General features: G+C 63.2%; 19 protein-coding genes and 1 pseudogene. 11 read left to right on the forward strand and 9 right to left on the reverse strand.

Features of this window, described 5'->3' with window-relative positions; all coding sequences use genetic code 11:
- Positions 1-82 precede the first annotated feature (82 nt).
- The gene (locus ACSU1G_RS11020; protein WP_439279992.1) at positions 83-1,084 is read right to left on the reverse strand and encodes an SDR family NAD(P)-dependent oxidoreductase; all 1,002 of its coding nucleotides are present in this window, start codon (positions 1,082-1,084) and stop codon (positions 83-85) included.
- 74 nt (positions 1,085-1,158) lie between these two features.
- Here ACSU1G_RS11020 and ACSU1G_RS11025 point away from each other — a divergent pair, with 74 nt between their 5' ends.
- Positions 1,159-1,734: a TetR/AcrR family transcriptional regulator gene (locus ACSU1G_RS11025; protein WP_439279993.1), complete on the forward strand. Its 576-nt coding sequence runs from the start codon at positions 1,159-1,161 to the stop codon at positions 1,732-1,734.
- Between the two features lie 20 nt (positions 1,735-1,754).
- Positions 1,755-2,267 (forward strand): hypothetical protein, encoded by a 513-nt coding sequence (locus ACSU1G_RS11030; RefSeq protein WP_439279994.1) that lies wholly within the window; start codon positions 1,755-1,757, stop codon positions 2,265-2,267.
- Positions 2,268-2,301: 34 nt separating this feature from the next.
- Here the strand turns inward: ACSU1G_RS11030 and ACSU1G_RS11035 are convergent, their stop codons facing one another.
- Positions 2,302-2,805 (reverse strand): DUF4188 domain-containing protein, encoded by a 504-nt coding sequence (locus tag ACSU1G_RS11035; RefSeq protein WP_439279995.1) that lies wholly within the window; start codon positions 2,803-2,805, stop codon positions 2,302-2,304.
- Between the two features lie 70 nt (positions 2,806-2,875).
- Between ACSU1G_RS11035 and ACSU1G_RS11040 the strand changes: the two genes are divergently transcribed.
- Positions 2,876-3,520 (forward strand): MerR family transcriptional regulator, encoded by a 645-nt coding sequence (locus ACSU1G_RS11040; RefSeq protein ID WP_439279996.1) that lies wholly within the window; start codon positions 2,876-2,878, stop codon positions 3,518-3,520.
- Here ACSU1G_RS11040 and ACSU1G_RS11045 read toward each other — a convergent pair.
- Positions 3,514-3,888 (reverse strand): winged helix-turn-helix transcriptional regulator, encoded by a 375-nt coding sequence (locus ACSU1G_RS11045; RefSeq protein WP_439279997.1) that lies wholly within the window; start codon positions 3,886-3,888, stop codon positions 3,514-3,516. The two genes, ACSU1G_RS11040 and ACSU1G_RS11045, sit on opposite strands and share 7 nt — an antisense overlap.
- Positions 3,889-3,970: 82 nt before the next feature.
- Between ACSU1G_RS11045 and ACSU1G_RS11050 the strand changes: the two genes are divergently transcribed.
- Both ACSU1G_RS11050 and ACSU1G_RS11055 read left to right on the forward strand, forming a co-directional pair.
- Positions 3,971-4,381: a RidA family protein gene (locus tag ACSU1G_RS11050; RefSeq protein ID WP_439279998.1), complete on the forward strand. Its 411-nt coding sequence runs from the start codon at positions 3,971-3,973 to the stop codon at positions 4,379-4,381.
- 99 nt (positions 4,382-4,480) lie between these two features.
- Positions 4,481-4,996 carry a nucleoside deaminase gene (locus ACSU1G_RS11055; RefSeq protein ID WP_439279999.1) on the forward strand — a complete coding sequence of 172 codons (516 nt, stop codon included), beginning with the start codon at positions 4,481-4,483 and terminating at the stop codon, positions 4,994-4,996.
- Between the two features lie 53 nt (positions 4,997-5,049).
- Here the strand turns inward: ACSU1G_RS11055 and ACSU1G_RS11060 are convergent, their stop codons facing one another.
- The gene (locus ACSU1G_RS11060; protein ID WP_439280000.1) at positions 5,050-5,436 is read right to left on the reverse strand and encodes a hypothetical protein; all 387 of its coding nucleotides are present in this window, start codon (positions 5,434-5,436) and stop codon (positions 5,050-5,052) included.
- A 254-nt stretch (positions 5,437-5,690) separates the two neighbouring features.
- Between ACSU1G_RS11060 and ACSU1G_RS11065 the strand changes: the two genes are divergently transcribed.
- Entirely contained in the window at positions 5,691-5,867 is a 177-nt protein-coding gene (locus ACSU1G_RS11065; protein WP_439280001.1) for a hypothetical protein, read from the forward strand.
- Between the two features lie 21 nt (positions 5,868-5,888).
- Here the strand turns inward: ACSU1G_RS11065 and ACSU1G_RS11070 are convergent.
- Positions 5,889-6,101 (reverse strand): annotated as a pseudogene (locus ACSU1G_RS11070) (PIN domain-containing protein); the annotation flags it as partial.
- A gap of 149 nt (positions 6,102-6,250) precedes the next feature.
- Positions 6,251-6,859 carry a TetR/AcrR family transcriptional regulator gene (locus tag ACSU1G_RS11075; RefSeq protein ID WP_439280002.1) on the reverse strand — a complete coding sequence of 203 codons (609 nt, stop codon included), beginning with the start codon at positions 6,857-6,859 and terminating at the stop codon, positions 6,251-6,253.
- Between the two features lie 109 nt (positions 6,860-6,968).
- Between ACSU1G_RS11075 and ACSU1G_RS11080 the strand changes: the two genes are divergently transcribed.
- The 4 genes from ACSU1G_RS11080 (at position 6,969) to ACSU1G_RS11095 (ending at position 12,371) form a co-directional block, all read left to right on the forward strand.
- Positions 6,969-8,282 carry an MFS transporter gene (locus tag ACSU1G_RS11080; protein ID WP_439280003.1) on the forward strand — a complete coding sequence of 438 codons (1,314 nt, stop codon included), beginning with the start codon at positions 6,969-6,971 and terminating at the stop codon, positions 8,280-8,282.
- Between the two features lie 30 nt (positions 8,283-8,312).
- Entirely contained in the window at positions 8,313-9,257 is a 945-nt protein-coding gene (locus ACSU1G_RS11085) for a sugar phosphate isomerase/epimerase family protein (RefSeq protein ID WP_439280004.1), read from the forward strand.
- Positions 9,254-10,798 (forward strand): GMC oxidoreductase, encoded by a 1,545-nt coding sequence (locus ACSU1G_RS11090; protein ID WP_439280005.1) that lies wholly within the window; start codon positions 9,254-9,256, stop codon positions 10,796-10,798. Before ACSU1G_RS11085 ends, ACSU1G_RS11090 begins: the two co-directional genes overlap by 4 nt.
- Before the next feature lie 490 nt (positions 10,799-11,288).
- Complete coding sequence (locus tag ACSU1G_RS11095; RefSeq protein WP_439280006.1) at positions 11,289-12,371, forward strand: type I restriction endonuclease; 1,083 nt, start codon at positions 11,289-11,291, stop codon at positions 12,369-12,371.
- A 15-nt stretch (positions 12,372-12,386) separates the two neighbouring features.
- Here ACSU1G_RS11095 and ACSU1G_RS11100 read toward each other — a convergent pair whose 3' ends face one another.
- Both ACSU1G_RS11100 and ACSU1G_RS11105 read right to left on the reverse strand, forming a co-directional pair.
- The gene (locus tag ACSU1G_RS11100) at positions 12,387-14,126 is read right to left on the reverse strand and encodes a DNA/RNA helicase domain-containing protein (RefSeq protein ID WP_439280007.1); all 1,740 of its coding nucleotides are present in this window, start codon (positions 14,124-14,126) and stop codon (positions 12,387-12,389) included.
- Positions 14,123-14,473, reverse strand: a complete 351-nt coding sequence (locus tag ACSU1G_RS11105) for a nucleotide pyrophosphohydrolase (RefSeq protein ID WP_439280008.1) — start codon at positions 14,471-14,473, stop codon at positions 14,123-14,125. Before ACSU1G_RS11105 ends, ACSU1G_RS11100 begins: the two co-directional genes overlap by 4 nt.
- A 409-nt stretch (positions 14,474-14,882) precedes the next feature.
- Here ACSU1G_RS11105 and ACSU1G_RS11110 point away from each other — a divergent pair, with 409 nt between their 5' ends.
- Positions 14,883-15,863 carry a NaeI family type II restriction endonuclease gene (locus ACSU1G_RS11110; protein WP_439280009.1) on the forward strand — a complete coding sequence of 327 codons (981 nt, stop codon included), beginning with the start codon at positions 14,883-14,885 and terminating at the stop codon, positions 15,861-15,863.
- 14 nt (positions 15,864-15,877) lie between these two features.
- On the opposite strand, the gene ACSU1G_RS11115 is transcribed toward ACSU1G_RS11110, so the two are convergent.
- Complete coding sequence (locus ACSU1G_RS11115; RefSeq protein WP_439280010.1) at positions 15,878-16,858, reverse strand: DNA cytosine methyltransferase; 981 nt, start codon at positions 16,856-16,858, stop codon at positions 15,878-15,880.
- Positions 16,859-17,013: the final 155 nt, after the last annotated feature.

A 17,013-nucleotide genomic window follows, 5' to 3' on the forward strand; every position in this document is an offset into this window, starting at 1 on the left:
CCTGAGCTTGGGGCCACCATAGCAGTGGGGGCGTGGCCAGGGGGAAGGGGTCAGCCCGGCAGAACCGGGACGATCAGTGGGCCTACTGCACCGACCATCCGCCATCGGAGGCAACGATCGCACCGTTGATGTTCACGGCGTCGTCGCTGAGCAGGAAAGTGATGGATGCCGCGAGCTGCTCCGCCGTCGCCAGCGAGGGAATCGCCTGCTGGAACGGCGCCAGACGCGCTGAGCCCGCGGCCGACATGTTCGGAGGCATCGGGATGCCGGTGGCGACGCCGCCCGGTGCGACGGAGTTCACGCGGATGCCCTTCGGCCCGTACATGAACGCAGCAGACTTCGTGACGCCGATGATGCCGTGCTTGCTCGCGGTGTAGGCGTTGCCGGATGCGTTGCCGCGCAGCCCCGCTTCGCTGGCGACGTTTAGTACTGCTCCTGAGCCGGCCGCCTCCATGAGGGGGAGAACGGCGCGCATGAGCTTGAACGGTGCGGTGAGGTTGATCGCGATGACGCGGTCCCACACAGCATCCGTCGTCTCGCCTGCCGGGGAGAAGTCGTCGTTGATGCCGGCAACGTTCGCGAGGGCGTCGATGCGATCGCCCGCGGCGGCGATGACGGCGTCGATCGCGTCCTGTGTGGTGAGGTCGCCGGCGACGGTGGTGATGTCGGCATCCGGAAGCTCTGCCTTGATGGCCTCGAGCTTGTCGGCGGCGATGTCGGAGGCGATCACGCGGCCGCCTTCGCGGGCGATGCGGAATGCCGTGGCCTTACCGATTCCGGATGCTGCGCCTGTGACGATCACGGTCTTGCCGGCGAAGCGGCCGGGAGTGGTCTTCTCGACCCAGCCGGTGGGGGCGTCGTCGGTGGGGATCTCGCCGCCGTTGGCCGCGCGGACGAGGTCGTCGATAACCGACTGCGGCATCGCGCCCTGGCTGAGGGCGACCATCTGCTGCAGGGGCAGGCCGAGTACGGGGGTGAGCGAGTCGGCGTTCGCGCCGGACTGGGCCAGCATGCGGCGGATCAGCTCGCCGCCGGTCCGATCGTGCAGCCATTCGCCGATGGTGGAGTGTGCGGTCAGTGCCATTTTCTTCTCCTAAACCAAGTTTCGCAACGGAGCGTCTACTTACCTTTCATCGTACTCCTCGATACGCTGAAAAGGTGCCGAGACCTCGCAGTGAAAAAGCACGCCAGGCGGTGCTGGCGGCGATGCGTCGCGCGCTCGCCGCAGGTGGCTATGGGGCGGTGACGATCGAGGGGCTGGCTGCGGAGGCGGAGGTCTCGAAGCAGACGATCTATCGCTGGTGGAAGTCGAAGGCGGCGATCCTGGGCGAGGCGCTGCTGGACGGGTCTCTTCCTGGGGCTGATGTCTCGTTGCCGATGACGGATGATCTGCGGACTGACCTGCGGGCCTGGTTCTCTGCGGCATCTGCGGCGCTGGGTAAGCCCGAGGTTGTCGCGCTCGCGCGGGCGCTGATCGCGGTGACGGCGACGGATCCCGAACTCGGTGATGCGCTCAACCGGCGCTTCGCCGACCCGATCGTGGAATGGATCACTCAGCGCGTCGAGCGTGCGCGTGACGCGGGAGACGTGCGAGCGGATGCCGACGCTGCGGTCATCGCGGATCAGTTCGTCGCGATGGTGTCGTATGCCGCGCTGCTCGGCCGTCCCCTCAGCGAGGAGCGAGTCGACGCGACCGTGGATGTGCTGCTGCGCGGGATCGCGTCCGGGCGCTGAGCCCCGGCTACGCTCGTGGAGTGTCCGCTCTCGCCCTGAAGTACGCCGTGATCGCACTCGCGATCCTTTTGGTGGTCGGCGGAATGTGGTGGGTGGCGAAGCGTCCGAACCGATCGAAGCGAGTTTCCGGACGACTGCGGATGCCGATCTTCGTCCCGCTCGTCGGCGCGGTGCTGCTGTCGGTCGGAGTCCTCTTGGCGCTGGTCTCGTTCACGTCGCGGTACACCGCTGACCTGCTCCCCATGCGCATCGCGTCGGTGGTGGTTGCGCTCGCCGGGGCGTTCTTCCTGTTGATGTATCGCAATTGGTACGTCGAGGCCGACGCTGTCGAGGTGCGCTTTCGCACTGTGTTCGGGCGCGAGCGCGTGATCAGGTACGTCGACATCGTTGACTCTCGGATGCGTCAGATCAACGGGCAGCCCCGGCTCCAGGTGCGCTCGTCATCCGGCGTGAAGCTGAGTCTGAATCCACGGATCTATCCGGTCGAGCCGCTGTTGGGTGCGGTCGGGGTCGGGCAGAGCGCCGGGCGCTGAGTTGGTGCGCCGCCTGCGCGCCGAGCGGATGCCGTCACCTCCCCGTCGCGACATCCGCCACGGTCCGCCCTTCCGCGAATCGCGCCTGCGCACGCTCGTTCCGCTTCCCGACCTCAACATGCTCCGTCGCGTTCGCGAGCCCCATCTGTTTGGTTGACACGTACATGCTCTCGGCGCGTTCGACGAGGAACGTCTCGTGCCAGACGCCGACGGCGCCCGGTGCTCTGCGGGCGGCCTTGTTGAAGGCGGTCCAGGCGGGTCGGTGTTCCTGCGAAGGTGCGGATGCGTAGGCGTAGAGCTTGTCGATCGATGACCAGTACTGCACGGCGAACGGGCCGCCGTCCCCGAACAGCAGTTGGAAGCCGAGTAGGCCGGATTCTTTGTCGATGGACAGCTCGCGCAGCATCCGCGGCATGGCGAAGAATGCCGGCATCCAGAGATCCGGGCGCCACCAGCGATTGATCTGCATTCCGATGTGGAAGACGACGAGCTCGCCCTCGTGGTGGTGGGTCATGCGACCCTTGACGACCTTCGACACAGCATCCTCCTAATTAGATAGCGACACTATCCATAATGGATAGCGTTACTATCGATGTCAAGAGGTGGCGATGAGAATTTCAGAGCTGTCGGCGCAGACGGGCGTTCCGGTGCCGACCATCAAGTACTACCTGCGCGAGCAGCTGCTGCCCGAGGGTGAGCGCAGTGCACCAACGCAGGCCGCGTACGGCGAGACGCACGTGCAGCGGTTGCGGGTCATTCGCGCGCTGATCGAGTCGGGGGTGAGCGTCGCGGAGACGCGTCGGGTGCTGGATGCGCTGAACAACCCGCCGGAGAACCCGCACGAGCTGCTGGGTGCTGCGCATGCGGCGATCACCCCTCCGGTCGATGAGTCGCTCGATCTCACATCGGCGCAGGATGTCGTCGCGGGTCTCGGGTGGACGCCAGGGATGTGCGACGACGCGGTGCTGCATGATGTCGCCCGCGCGTTGCAGGGGCTGGAGCGTGCCGGTTTCGAGGTCCCGCAGGAGACCATGCCGGTGTACCTCAGGAGTATGCGCGAGATTGCGGATGCCGAGATCGCCGGGGTCCCGACCGAATCTGCCGAGGCGGCGGTCAGGTACGTCGTACTGGGGTCGTTGTTGGTCGAGCCGCTACTGCTGGCGCTCAGAAGGGTGGCGCAGCAGGTGGCGTCGGCGGAGCGGTTCGGCGGCGTTGATGAAGGCGGTGTTGATGAAGGCGGCGTTGGTCAGTGATCATGCTCGGCATCGAACCGTTCGCGGGCTAGAGTGACGTCTGCGAGGTGGGTGGATGTCCACAGGAGCAGTGCGTCGACGAGGTCTTGCAGGGTCTGTCCGAAGTCTGAGATCCGGTATTCGACGGCGATCGGCCGCGTATCGATGACGACTCGCGTGACCATTCCGTTGCGTTCCAGCCGGCGCAGAGCCGTCGTCAATGACTTCTGGGAGACGGCGGGGATGACCCGCCGGAGCTCATTGAAGCGCCGAGGCTGTTCGCAGAGCCGGTCGAGGATCAGCAGAGACCACTTGTCGAGCACCTGGTCCAGGAGTTCACGGTGCTCATCGGAAATCTGGGTGTCGGGGGTCGCGCCGGTTTCGTCCATGAAACCTAGTCTCGTTGAAGTGTCCTTCAAGCACTAGGTATAAAAAAGATACTTGATTGCTGAAGATGAAAGCAGGTATCACATGACTGTCGATCTGATCACCCCGGAGGGCATGTTCCAGCCGGTCCCGTACCACCACGTCTCCATCAGCTCGGGGCGCCGCCACGTGAGCGTATCCGGCCAGATCGCTCGTGACGAGCACGCGAACAAGCTGTCGCCGGGCGACTTGGCCGGCCAGCTCGCCCACGCGCTACGCAACACCGCACGTGGGTTAGCGGGCGCCGGAGCAAGTTTCGCTGACGTCGTGCGACTGCGGGTGTATGTCATCCCCACGGACGAGACGATGTACGCCGACTTCATGCGCGGGCTCGAGAGCGTCGTGGAAGAGCTGGGGATTCCGCAGCCGCTGCCGCCGCTGTCGGTCATCGGGGTGAACTACCTGTTCGAGCCGGATGTGCTCGTCGAGGTGGAGGCCGACGCTGTGCTCGACTGAGAGAGGTCCAGCGTCGCGTGTCAACGACGTACACCTCCGCCTATTGGCGGGGGTGTACGTGAGGCGGTGCTGACCAAGTGATCGGTTTATGCTGGCCACATGAATCCGGATGCAGCGGCCGAAGGTGATCGCGACCCGGCGGGGAGCCGCAGTGACAAGGACTTTCTGCAGCAGGCGGTGAGCCTGGCGGTCGATAACGTCGCCGTCGGCGGTGGTCCTTTCGGCGCCCTGGTGGTGCGCGACGGTGAGATCATCGGCGTGGGGCAGAACAGGGTCACGCGAGATCACGATCCGAGTGCGCACGCCGAGGTGATGGCGCTTCGCGCGGCGGGGCAGCGCATCCGCGACTTCTCGCTGGAAGGCGCGACGCTGTACTCCTCGTGCGAACCGTGCCCGATGTGCCTGGCCGCGTCGCTGTGGGCCCGCGTCGATCGTGTCGTCTATGCCGCTGACCGTCACGATGCGGCCGCCGGTGGATTCGATGACCTTGCGTTCTATCGCCTGTTCGAGACCGAGCGCTCCGAGTGGGCGGTGCCGGTGGAATCCCTGCGGATCAGTGAGGCGGCGGCGCCGTTCGAGCGGTGGTTGAGCACGGAGGCGCGGACGGAGTATTGAGCGCGAAAGCCAGGATGCGGTGATCACCCCTCAGGCGGTGGATGCCGCTGATGTCACCGCGCCGTCACCAGCTGGTGTGCCCGTTGATGCGAGACGCCGAGGATGGCGCCGATGTCACGCACGGGAACGTCAGCGGCCGCGAGGGTTCGGGCGAGTTCCGTCGCGTGGATGGTCGCGGACTTCTCGAGTTCGGCGGAGCGTGCGCGTTCCGCACTGATTTCAGCGATGCGATCGGTGATGTCATCGACCTCGCCGATAGGAGCGAAGGACAGCGTGACAGACACCGTCTCGAGCGGAACATCCTGAGAGGCGGCGATGTGCTCGCGTGCCATCTCAGTCGCTTCGGTGAGACGGCGGGCTTGGGTGAGTCCGTCGATTGCGGGGATGCTCACCATCCACCACTTACCTTCGCGGATCACGTGCCCTTGGTATACAGTCATCGCCGGTCCTCGTCCAGAGCCTTCAACAAATTTCAACCTTGCGTGTCGGTTGTTCAGAACGAACAGTCTACCTCCCTAGACTGTTCTGGTGGAGAGTTGTCGAAGATCATGACCCGAACGCTACGCGCGGGGTGCGACACTGCCGGCGCAGTGAGGTGGCGGTGTCGTTCGAGCGGTGGTTGAGCACGGAGGCGCGAGCGGAGTATTGAGCCGGGCCCTGGGCTTTCTCGGGGGAGCGCCTTTAGTCTGGATGTATGAACAAGAGCAGCGTATGGACCATCGTCGGTGTTGTCATTGCCGTCATCATCGCGTGGACTCTCGTCAGCATTCTGTTCAGCGTGCTGTGGTTCATCGCCAAGCTCGCGGTGGTGGCCGTGGTCGCGGTGGTCGTGTTCCTGGTGCTGCGCGGGGTCTTCAGTAAGACGGAATAGCCGGCGAATACGGATGCTCCGCTAAGCCACTGTCGCCTGGACGCCGTGACGAACTGCTGCGCCTGCGAGTTCCTTGTCGAACGTAAGGATGCCGCTAAGCGCTCCTTTGAGCCGCACGGCCGTTGCCAGGTGCAGGGCGTCGAGTGTGCGCAGGCCGCTGTGCATGCTGATGGCTTCCTCGAGGATGCCATCGCCGAGCGCCACGAGCGCCACTCGGTCGAGCAGTTCTTGCGCGGCTCCTTTACGACCGTCCGAGCATCGACGACGCCAACGGGGCCACCCTCACCTCCAGCGACGGCACCTGGCGAGATTGCGGTACAGGACTGCAGCGAAATTAACCGCTGCAGTCCTGTCGTTGCCGTATCGCTCCGCGGCGCGTCAGATCACTGCTTCGCTTTCGCCGCGCGCATCCTCGGCACCACGATCTCCGCGGTGCTCAATGACTCCAGCGCCTCACGGAACAGGACCCGATAGTCCTTCTCGTGGTCGCCTCTCCACTGTTCGTCCACCCGGTAGAAGATGTCCAGCGCGATCCCGACGGTGATCTGCACGACGTGGTCGGTGGGCTGCCGGCTCATCCTCTCGGCAAGGGCGTGTTCGAAGTCCGCACGACTGTTGAGGAAGAAATCCCAAAGCCGTGCTCGCGGTACCGCTGATGCGTCGATGATCCGGCGGATCTCGGTGATGCGTCGTGATGGATCTGTGAACTCGTCGGCCAGATCCATGAGGGCGCCTGCCAGCGCCTCCTCGACGGGCTCGTCGGTGGGGCGTGCTCGAAGAAAGCGCCCGAAGTCGAGTACCTCGGCGAATGGCTCGAGGATCAGAAGTTCTTTACTCGGGAAGTACCGATAAAGCGTTGAGGTGCCGATCTCAGCGGCCTCGGCGATCTGCTCCATGGTGGTCTCGTCGTATCCCTGCTCGATGAACGCCGACACGGCAACTTCGGCGATCTGGCGTCGCGTGCGTGCTGCTTTCATCTCCCGGAGTCCCACAGCCTCGAGTCTAGATCGATTATCGAAATACTTGACAATAAACTGGGTGATCCTCCATATTGGGAGTCACTTCCATTTTGGAATGACTCTCACGCACATAGGAGTGCACATGACCCGATCCGATATCGCCGTCGACGAACTGGTAGTCCGACCAGCTACGCCGCTTCCTCGCCTCATCGCAGCGATGTTCTCGTCGAATGTCGGCGCGCTCATCGCGTTGCTGACACCTCTGCAGTTGCTGCTCACACTGCAGACCACACGGATCGCCGGCACAGACGCTGCCGCGGCGTTCGGCTTGATCACCGGGGTGGGCGCGCTGTTCGCCCTTGTCGCCAATCCGCTCGCAGGCCGTATCAGCGATCGCACGGCGGCCCGTTTCGGGCGTCGACGCACATGGATCCTCACCGGAGCCACCGGAGGGTCGCTCGCCGTGTTCGCCATCGCGTTCACCACGGAGATCTGGCAGGTCGCGGTCATCTGGTGCCTGACGCAATCCCTGTTCAACTTCCAGCAGGCCGCGACCAATGCGCTGCTCGCCGATCAGGTGCCCTCGGACCGTCGCGGCACGGTCTCCGGTTTCATAGGCCTCGCCGGGGCGGTCGGACCGCTCGTCGGCATTGCCGCGGTGAGTGCACTGACCGACCCGTTCTTGCAGTGGGGAATCATCGCGACGGTCTCCCTCGTCCTCGGAATCGTCGCCGTCTTCGTGTTGCGCGATCCACAGCACGTCCCCGCAGCAGACCAGGCCGGATTGAACCTGAAGCAGTTGCTTCTGTCGTTCTGGCTGAATCCACGTAAGCACCCCGCATTCGGATGGGCGTGGCTCGTGCGGTTCCTGCTCACATGCGCGTACGCGAGCGGCACGTACAACGCATTCTTCCTGATGGATCGTTTCGGCGTCGCGCCTGAAGACGTCGGCGGCAGCGTGCTGTTGCTGTCGCTCATCTCGGTGGGACTATTGGCGGTCACGAGCGTCATCGCCGGTCCGATCTCGGACCGCGTGCGTCGTCAGAAGCCCTTCGTGATCGCCGCGGGTGTGCTCGCCGCTGCTGCCCTCACGCTGCAGGCGTTCGCGCCGACAATCGAGGTGGTGTACCTCGCCGTGGGCATTCTCGGTCTCGGCACCGGTCTGTTCTTCTCGATCGACAGCGCGATGTGTGTGCGGATGCTTCCGAGTGCCGAGAACGCCGGAAAGGACTTCGCGATCATCAACATGGCCAACACCCTGCCGCAGTCGTTCGTGCCGTTCATCGCGCCGCTGCTGCTGGGCATCGGCGGGTTCACCGCGCTGTACGTCACGCTCGCCGTGATCGGTATCATCGGCGCCCTGTTCGTGCTCAGGCTGCCCGAACTCGGCCGCGAAGGCGATCCCCGATGGGCGCTGATCACCCGCGAACCCACGACCACGGCAACGTCCGTCTGACCTGCACCCGCCACACCGAAGGAGAAAATGATGACCACCCTCGCGATGTCCTCGTACAGCGTTCGAGAGCACCTCGGACCCGTCGAGTTCAGCTTCACCGACCCCGAAGGGGAGACGAGAACCTTTTCGTTCCCGTATGAGAGCCTGACCACCCTTGCCGAGTTCCCCGCACGTGCGAAAGATGCCTTCGGTGTCGACCAGATCGAGACGGTCGCGTTCCAGTTCAGTGGCGGTCTAGCCGATCCAGAGCTCGATGCGTTTGCAGAGGCGCTCACGGCATCCGGGGTGCGCCTGCTCAACGTCGCCATCGACACCGGTGATCTGCTCGAGCAGGACGACGACAAGCGTGCGGCTGACGTCGCAGAGCTGAAGGAATGGATCGCGCGATTCGCCGACATGGGAGCACAGTTCGTGCGTGTCAACCCCGGATCGCCGTTCAGTGCGCACCATGGCGAGCAGCCGCCGGCTCATCTCGTGAACGCGCTCGTCGAGCTGGGCGAGTACGCGGCCAGTCGCGGAAGCCGCCTGCTCGTCGAGAACCACGGCGGTCCCAGCAGCGATCCGGCATGGATGCTGAGTCTGCTCGATTCCGTGGGAAGCGAGCACCTCGGTCTTCTGCTCGACCTCGGCAACTTCGACGCGCTCATGCAGCCGGTCATGGCGCTGATGTTCCAGCCGCCCGGTGCTCCCGCCGTCGACCCGGTCACGCTGCTCAAGAACGTGGATTTGGGCCCGGTCTACGCGGGGATCGAGAAGCTCGCACCACGCGCCGAGCTCGTCCACGTCAAGGCGCACGACGTGGACGACTCCGGTATCGTCCGGCCCATCGATCTCGAACATGCGATCGGCATTCTGCGTGCGCATGGTTTCGACGGTCCTCTGACTGTCGAGTACGAGGGCACCGGAGGCGATCCGTGGGTGAAGAGCTCACGTGTCCTCGATGTCGCCCGCCAAGCGGCGGAGGTGGGCGCGTGAGCGTCCGCGACGAATACGTCGACGTCCTCATCATCGGGAGCGGCCCTGCGGGGTCGATGTACGCACGCACCATCGGCGAGCAGGTGCCTCATGCCCGCATACTCATGGTCGAGCTCGGTCCGCGGGTTCCAGGGATCCGCGGGAACCACACGCAGAACATGACGGATGAGGAGCGTGCGGCGGTCCAGTTGCTCACTCAGGGGCCGGATGCCGGAGTCGAGCGTGCCGCCGCGATGCAGGACATCGCCGAGGGCCTCGACCCCAGCCTGGAGTTCCGCCAGACGATCCTGCCGGGCCTCCACTTCGTCGATCCGCGTCCGGCGCTGAGAGACGGCGAGGTCGGCTTGCCGGCGGCGAGCATGTCCACCGGCGTGGGGGGAATGGGCATCCACTGGGGCACCTCGGCGCCGCGCCCGCATCAGTCCGAGCGGATTTTCTTCATCCCTGATGAGGAGATGGATGCTGCGTTGACGTATGCCGAGTCGGTGCTCGGCGTGACCGTGCAGACGCCCTCGGGCGACGGGCTCGCTGCAAAGCTCTACGGTGCTATGGCCGATGAATTCGACGGACCCGGGTTGACCCCCGTCGGCTTCATGCCCAGTGCGACCCGCTGGCAGGGTGAGCGTCTGACCTTCTCGGGAACCGGGCAGATCCTCGGTGAGATCGAAGAATCCGTGGCAGGGTTCGAACTTCGTCCGGAGACGCTTGCGCGGCGGGTGCTCGTGGAGGACGGTGTCGCGATTGGGGCCGAGTTGGAAGACCGGGCGACCGGGGAGCGCTACACGGTGCGGGCCGCACGTGTGGTGGTCTGTGCCGATGGGCTGCGTACACCGCAGGTGCTGTTCGCCTCCGGCATCCGCCCTGCGGCGCTCGGGCACTACCTGAACGAGCATTTTCAGATGGCATCGTTCGTCATGCTGTCGGATGAGTTTGATCCGGCCGGGTTCGACCGCGATCCGAAGAAGCTCGGCTACGTCTTGATCCCATTCTCGGACGAGCGGCCGATGCAGGGCGGCGTGATGGCGCTAGCGGGGTCACCGTATGCTCTCGGACTCGGCGATGACGCGGCGGCGATGCGCCTCGGCATCTTGGCCTGGTACGCGGCGAAAGACGTCCGTTACGAGGATGCCGTTGAGTTCAGCGACTCGGAGTTGGACTTCTACGGCATGCCGAAGATGTCCATCCGATACGCGCGTACTGGGCGGGACCTCGAGACCATCGATCAGATGCGCGCGAACTCGATCCGTTCGGCCGAGCGCATCGGCACGCTCACCGAAGAGCCCACGTTGGCGGCGGGTGGGTCGTCGCTGCACTACCAGGGCACCGTGCGCATGGGCGAAACGGATGATGGCACGTCGGTGTGCGACGAGAACCTGCGCGTCTGGGGCGTCACGAACCTGTATGTCGGCGGCAACGGCGTGATCCCCACCGCCACAGCGGCGAACCCCACCTTGACGACTGTTGCTCTCGCCTGGCGTGCGGCGACCGCCTTGGCCGCGTCGCTGGCGGATGAGCTCGCGGAAGCTTCAGCCGGCCGCTGATTCAGACCGGGGCGGGTGCTCCTCCTTGTGCCCGCCCCACCTCTCGGTGGCAGCGCCATAGGTCGAGCGACGCTGTGGGCAGAAGGTGAGCACGGGCGAGACGTGTGCGGAGCGAGACGTGTGCGGTGTGCCCGAATCGATTTCGAAGTCAGGAACCATCTGACTGCCCAACCACGTGCGTATCGCGACGATTGGCACCGTGGCACCCCGACCGTACTTCGAGGACGTCTATCGCAAGGCGGACTTTGTGCTCGTTGGCCATTTCGGCGCACATCTCACAAACGCGATGACCGATTAATGAAAGGGGATATCGCGTTCAGGGTGCGCAACGACGGGATGTGTTCCCTGACGAAGCTGCGGTGGGTGGAGTCCGGCCCGCAATTTTTAACGATTGATTCATCCGCATCCATTCTGCTGTACGTTCAGTCACATAGGCGTGATCCGCGCGTCTTAAACGCCTCTGGCGGATCAACGAAGATCGGGAGAAGCAATGGATTTTTCGGAGCGCCTGGAGTCGCTGGCGACCAAAGTCAGAAATCAATCGGCGGCAATCGGTACTGAGGAGGCGACGAAGAACGCCTTCGTTATGCCGTTCATCTCCTCGATTCTTGGGTACGACGTTTTTGATCCGATGGAAGTCGTTCCGGAGTTCACTGCGGACGTCGGCACGAAGCGCGGCGAGAAGGTCGACTACGCGATCATGCGGGATGGCGAGGTGCAGATCCTCATCGAGTGCAAACCGTCCATGGGAGCGCTCAAGATCGAGCATGCCTCGCAGCTATTCCGGTACTTCTCGGTTACCAACGCGCGCATCGCAGTCTTGACGAATGGCGTCGTATGGGAGTTCTACTCGGATATCGATGCTCCGAACAAGATGGACTCCAAACCATTCCTCGTACTCGACTTGCTCGAGATCGACGACTCGATCGTTCCTGAGCTGCAGAAGCTGAGCAAGGAGAGCTTTGATCTCGACTCGATCATCAGTGCAGCGGAAGAGCTGAAGTACGTGGGTGCGATCAAGCGAGAGATCGCGGCGCAGTTCCGGGAGCCGTCGGATGACTGGGTGAGGTTCTTTACGACTCGCGTCTACGAAGGGCAATTCACGCAGAAGGTACGGCAACAGTTCAGTGTGCTCGTCACAAAGGCGACGCAGCAGTTTCTGACTGAGCGAGTCAATGACCGTCTGAAAACGGCACTTGGCGCTGGCGGAGGTCGCCCGACGATGGCTGCCGATGCGCCATCAAGCGCACAGGCGGTAGAAATCGACTTGGACCGTGACACGGAAATCGAGACCACCCTCGAAGAGCTCGAGGGTTATCAGATCATCAAGGCGATCGCATGCGGAGAGGTCAAACCTCAGCGCATAGTTCAGCGTGACTCGAAGAGCTACTTCGCCGTTCTTCTGGACGATAACAATAGAAAGCCCATCGCACGGCTTCATTTCAACGGGAAGCAGAAGTATCTGGGCCTGCTCGACGAGGACAAAACCGAAACTCGTCATGCGATCGACGATCTAGACGAGATCTACTCGCACGCCGAGGAGATTCGCGAAGCTACTCGCCGTTACATGTGACTACTGAGGGATCGGCTAATGCGTCAGTCGTTCCCGTAGCAGCTTCCGCAACCCCGGATCGCACACATACACATACGTGCCGAGCATCCCGCGCGTCAGCAGCACTCCGTAGATGTTGCGGATGAAAACCAGCAGGTCTTCGTCGCCGAACGCGTCCTTCAGGTGACCGGTGTTTTCCTTGCCCTTCTTGTCGCGGTAGGCGTCCCAGTCCGCAGCGATCTGTCCGGACACGGGATCGATCGTCAGATCCGGCCCGATGATGACGCCCGCGTAGTTCAGATCGTATCCCTGCACCGTGTGGATCGAACCGACCTCTTCGAGCGATCCCTTCGAGTTGATCCAGTCCTTGGCAGTGCTGTTCCACCGCAGCTGCTGGCCGTCGAGCTCGATGTCGAAAGCGGCGGGGTCGCGACGGGATACCCAGTCCCAGGCGTACCCGGCGACCAGCCGGGATAGCCCGACCTCGGCATCCCTCGCCATGATCGCAGCCCGCATCTCGCCGAGATCATCGAAGAATCTCAGGTCGTAGTCGCCGAGTTCCGGTCGTGCGGGATCTTCGCCGCGCAGCATCGCGCGGACGAACTCGACGTAGTCGGTGCCGGCCTGCACGCGCATCTGTGTGGTGAGCGCGTAGTGGCGGTGCGCATTCTTCGCGCCGCTGACTTCGCGGTTGAGGATGGCAGGAGAAAGGTCGTGCGGACGCACGCTCTGCTCGCCATCGACGAGCAGCAGTTGGTGCTTGCTGCGTTTCTTGATCCAGTCGAGCTGCGTGTAACGAGGTGCGTCCTCCTCGAAGAGGGCGATGTTGATATCGCGGAACTTCTTATTCTGAACGCCGGATGCCTGGTTCGCTCGTTGTCCGAGACGGTGAGTCTCGTCGACGAGAACCAGATCGAAATCGGCATCCGATTCGCCGATCTGGAACGGAGTGAGCACCATCTTGGGATCCAGGCGGGGCGTCTTTTTGAACACCTTCCTCACTGATTCGCGAAGCGATTGCTGAGGAATCACCAGCGCCATGCGCAGGTCGGCGAGCAGCGCGCGATTCTCGGGCACGAAGAACTCGGCGAACATCGAATCGGGCTCGATGTCGGCGTGGTCCTGATAGTCGCGGATGTCGGCGAGCAGCTTCATGAGGAAGATCGCGATGATCGTCTTGCCCGTGCCGGGATTACCCTGCACGACGAGGGTGCTCGTGCGCTCCGGGTGGCGGAGGTCATCGAGGAGGCCTTCGACTATGTCCGTGATCGCTACGGCCTGATCATCGTTGAGGGCCTTGAAAGGCGAGAGCTTGAAGAGATCTGAGTTCTCGATCTGCGGGATGCTGCGCGAGAAGAGTCCCTCTGCGCGGAGCTGCTCGAACACGTCGCGGAACGACTCGCGGTAGAGTTCACGGTCGTAGTACTGCGCGTCGGTGAGCCCGTCGTTGCCATTGAGAATGTCGTAGCGGCCGTCGCCGTGGAACCAGCGGATCAGGTGTGATTCAAGATCGAGGCAGACGGACTTGTTGAATCGCTGGTCGATGACGACGCGGATCGACTCCAGGCCTTCGTCCTTCTTCGAACCGGCGAGATGCTGGCGCATCCGCGTCGCGGTGCTGACCGTCTCGCCCACGTAAACGCCGGGAGTCTTGCGCTGGTCGGCCCCGTCGATCACATAGACGACGGGCCAGTTGGTGTGCAGCGGGTCGCTGCGCGCCCACCCGTCGACTGCGCCGCGCTCGAACGCGAGGCGCTCGATGCTGAAACGCGTCATTCCTGTTCCTGCCTCTGCTGCTCGGCAGCGAGCTCGGTGTACTTCGTCATACGCCCCTTCGCCAGGTCGACGGGGTACTTCGCCTTGGTTGACTCGAGTTTGCGCATCACGATCTCGTCGAGATCGACGCCGAGCTTGCCAGCGAGATGAATGCAGTAGGTGACGACGTCGGCGAGTTCCTCTTCGACGCGGGTCTGGTCTGGCGTTCCGCCCCACTGGTAGAGCTCCAGGAGTTCGGCGGACTCGATCGAGATGCTCTTGGCGAGGTTCTCGGGGGAGTGGAACTGGTCCCAATCGCGCTCGGCGACGAGCGCGCGGAGGGCGGCGAGGGTTTGCTCGGTAGGCATGAGTGTGACGGTAGCAGGCGGCCGCAGCCGCAGCGTTGAGCTTTCACTGGCTGCGGGCGCGACCAAGGCAGCGGGTGTGGCGGGCACGTGCACGCTGGCACTCAAGATTCCGGCGCCAGGCAGGAGCATCGCGGCGATACCCACCGCGGCAAATCCAGCCCGTCGCGAGCCGAGGGACAGCCGAGGCATTGACCGATCGACTATCGCAATGCGTCCCAGTTGACAATGATCTCCCCAGTTTGGTTCGAGACGCGAAGGTAGAGACCGATGATCCCCCCGACATGATTGAGGCCTTACTCTGAACGGTGTGGATCGATGCGACTTCGTCGAGAGAGCTTGTCGCGCACGATTCAATAGCTGCGTTCGCGGAATCGCCCTTTCACTGAGCCGCCACCGGTAGGCTCACGCTGTGAGCCAGCTTTTTGATGTCTATGCACACCCTGATGATCCAGCACTTGATGAGGTCGTGGAAGAGCTGCGTCGGGGTGATCCGAAAGGTCGCCGTTGGGCTGAGGTAATTAGGCATACCTACGACATGATCTATAACGGCGCGGAGACAGGCCGATATCAGTGGGCAGAGCTGGCGAAGACAGAGAAGACGCACTTCGGGACGTTGTTTGAGATCAATGCGCAGCGAGAGTTTGGATTCGCGGACGGAACTGGCGACGCGGACAACCCAATCGACCACGGTCTGGACTTCAATATCGCCGGGCATGACATCGACGCCAAGTGGAGCCAGAACGACGGGCGTTGGATGCTGCCGCCAGAAGTCTTCGAGAAGCTGGCTTTGGTTGCGACTGGCAGCGACCCGAGGTCAGAGTTTTCTCTCGGCGTCGTCCGTGTCCGCCGCGAGTATCTGACCACCGGGAGCGAGGGCAACCGGGATAAGAAGAGCTGGCTCAGCCCGCTGGGCCGCGCGCAGGTGCGGTGGCTCTGGCGTCACGCACCGATGCCAAGCAACATTCTGCTCCAGTTACCGAGAACGAAGATCACCCACGTTCTCGAGGGAAATTCAGGTATTGAGCGTGTCGCGCGGCTCTTCCTAGCTGCTGAAGGTCAGCTCGTACATCGAACTGCTGTAGCAACCGTTGCACGTCAACTAGACCATCAGAAGCGCGTTCGCCGGAACGGTGGCGCCCGAGATTCATTAGGTCAGGGAGGGTGGCTCATCATGAGCGGCGCTTACCATGCACCGGTTGCTGAAGCACTCGGGCTTACCCGACCAGGCGGTGCGGAATACATCGCTGCACGTGTGGTGAAAGCGGACGAAGGTGTGGGTGCGTTCCTGCAGGGCGAGTGGTGGCGAGTCGCCAGGGATGACGAGACGTCTGTGCTTCCCGCGCCGCTCCTCCCGGACGAGGAAAAACGGAGAAGGACGCCTGCGAGCTAATGAGGAGCCGCTCGCTACGCCACGATGCGGAGTGAGCGCCGTGACGTTGTCGTTGCGCCGAGCGCTGCTCGGATCGCCGTGCCGACACCTTCGGCGACGGGCGGCGGGAAAGCATTACCAATCTGTCGATATACCGCGGTCTTACGACCGCTGAAGCGCCACGAGGCATCGAATCCCTGAATGCGGGCGACCATCGGATTAGTAAGCCGGGGGATGAGATCAAGCGGCGCGTCTGCTGACGGCGCTTCCTCGACAATGCCCTTACCGTCGACACCCAGCTCGAGCCAGGCTGCCTTGGCGCGAGTTGGGCCGAGGTCGGCACCACCGTGTTTCTTTGAGCCACCGACGACGGTTGGGGCGACGCCATTGGCTCGCCTCGCCCAGGCAGCCGCACCTTTCCACTCGTTCGCAGCCATCAATGGCCCGAGAGCCTCGCCTACCGTCGTTGGGCTATTCGTTGCACCTGGGAATGCGAAATGTTTGAACTTGGCTCGTTTGATCCCGACGAGGATGAATCGCGGGCGGAGCTGCGGGACACCAAACTCAGAGCTAAAAAGGAGCTGCCACGTCGTTAGATACCCGAGCCGTTCGAGCTCACGGATAATCTCGTTCCGGTAGTTGTTGAACCGGCTTGAAGCAAGGCCTTTCACATTCTCGAGCATGACCGCGGCTGGCCGTGCTTCGCGCACGAGCCGCAGCGCTTCTGGGAAGAGATCTCGCTCGTCATCTGCTCCGAGCTGTTTGCCCGCGACGCTGAATGGCGGGCAAGGCACGCCACCCGCGAGCAGATCGATACCGCGGTAGTCGCGACCATTCACCTCTCGAACATCACCTTCGTGGACGTCCCAGTCGGGACGGTTGAGGCGAAGGGTATTAGAAGCATCCTTGTCGATCTCGACCGCTAGTTCATGGCGAAAGCCGGCTCTCTCAAGGCCGAATGACTGGCCGCCAGCGCCAGCGCAAATCTCGAGGACGCTAAGGTCTTGGTTGGTCACGATGGATTCCTATTCGGCCCTTTGGGCGGCTGGAGGGTCAGTAGGAGGATAGCCTGACACTGGGCTCTGACATCGACGCCTGGCCGGGGTAGCGCAGATCCGGCCACAGTAGACCCATTACGTGGTTGCAGTGGCAGATGCGGAACCGCTGACAC

The organism is Microbacterium sp. A93, assembly GCF_051842835.1.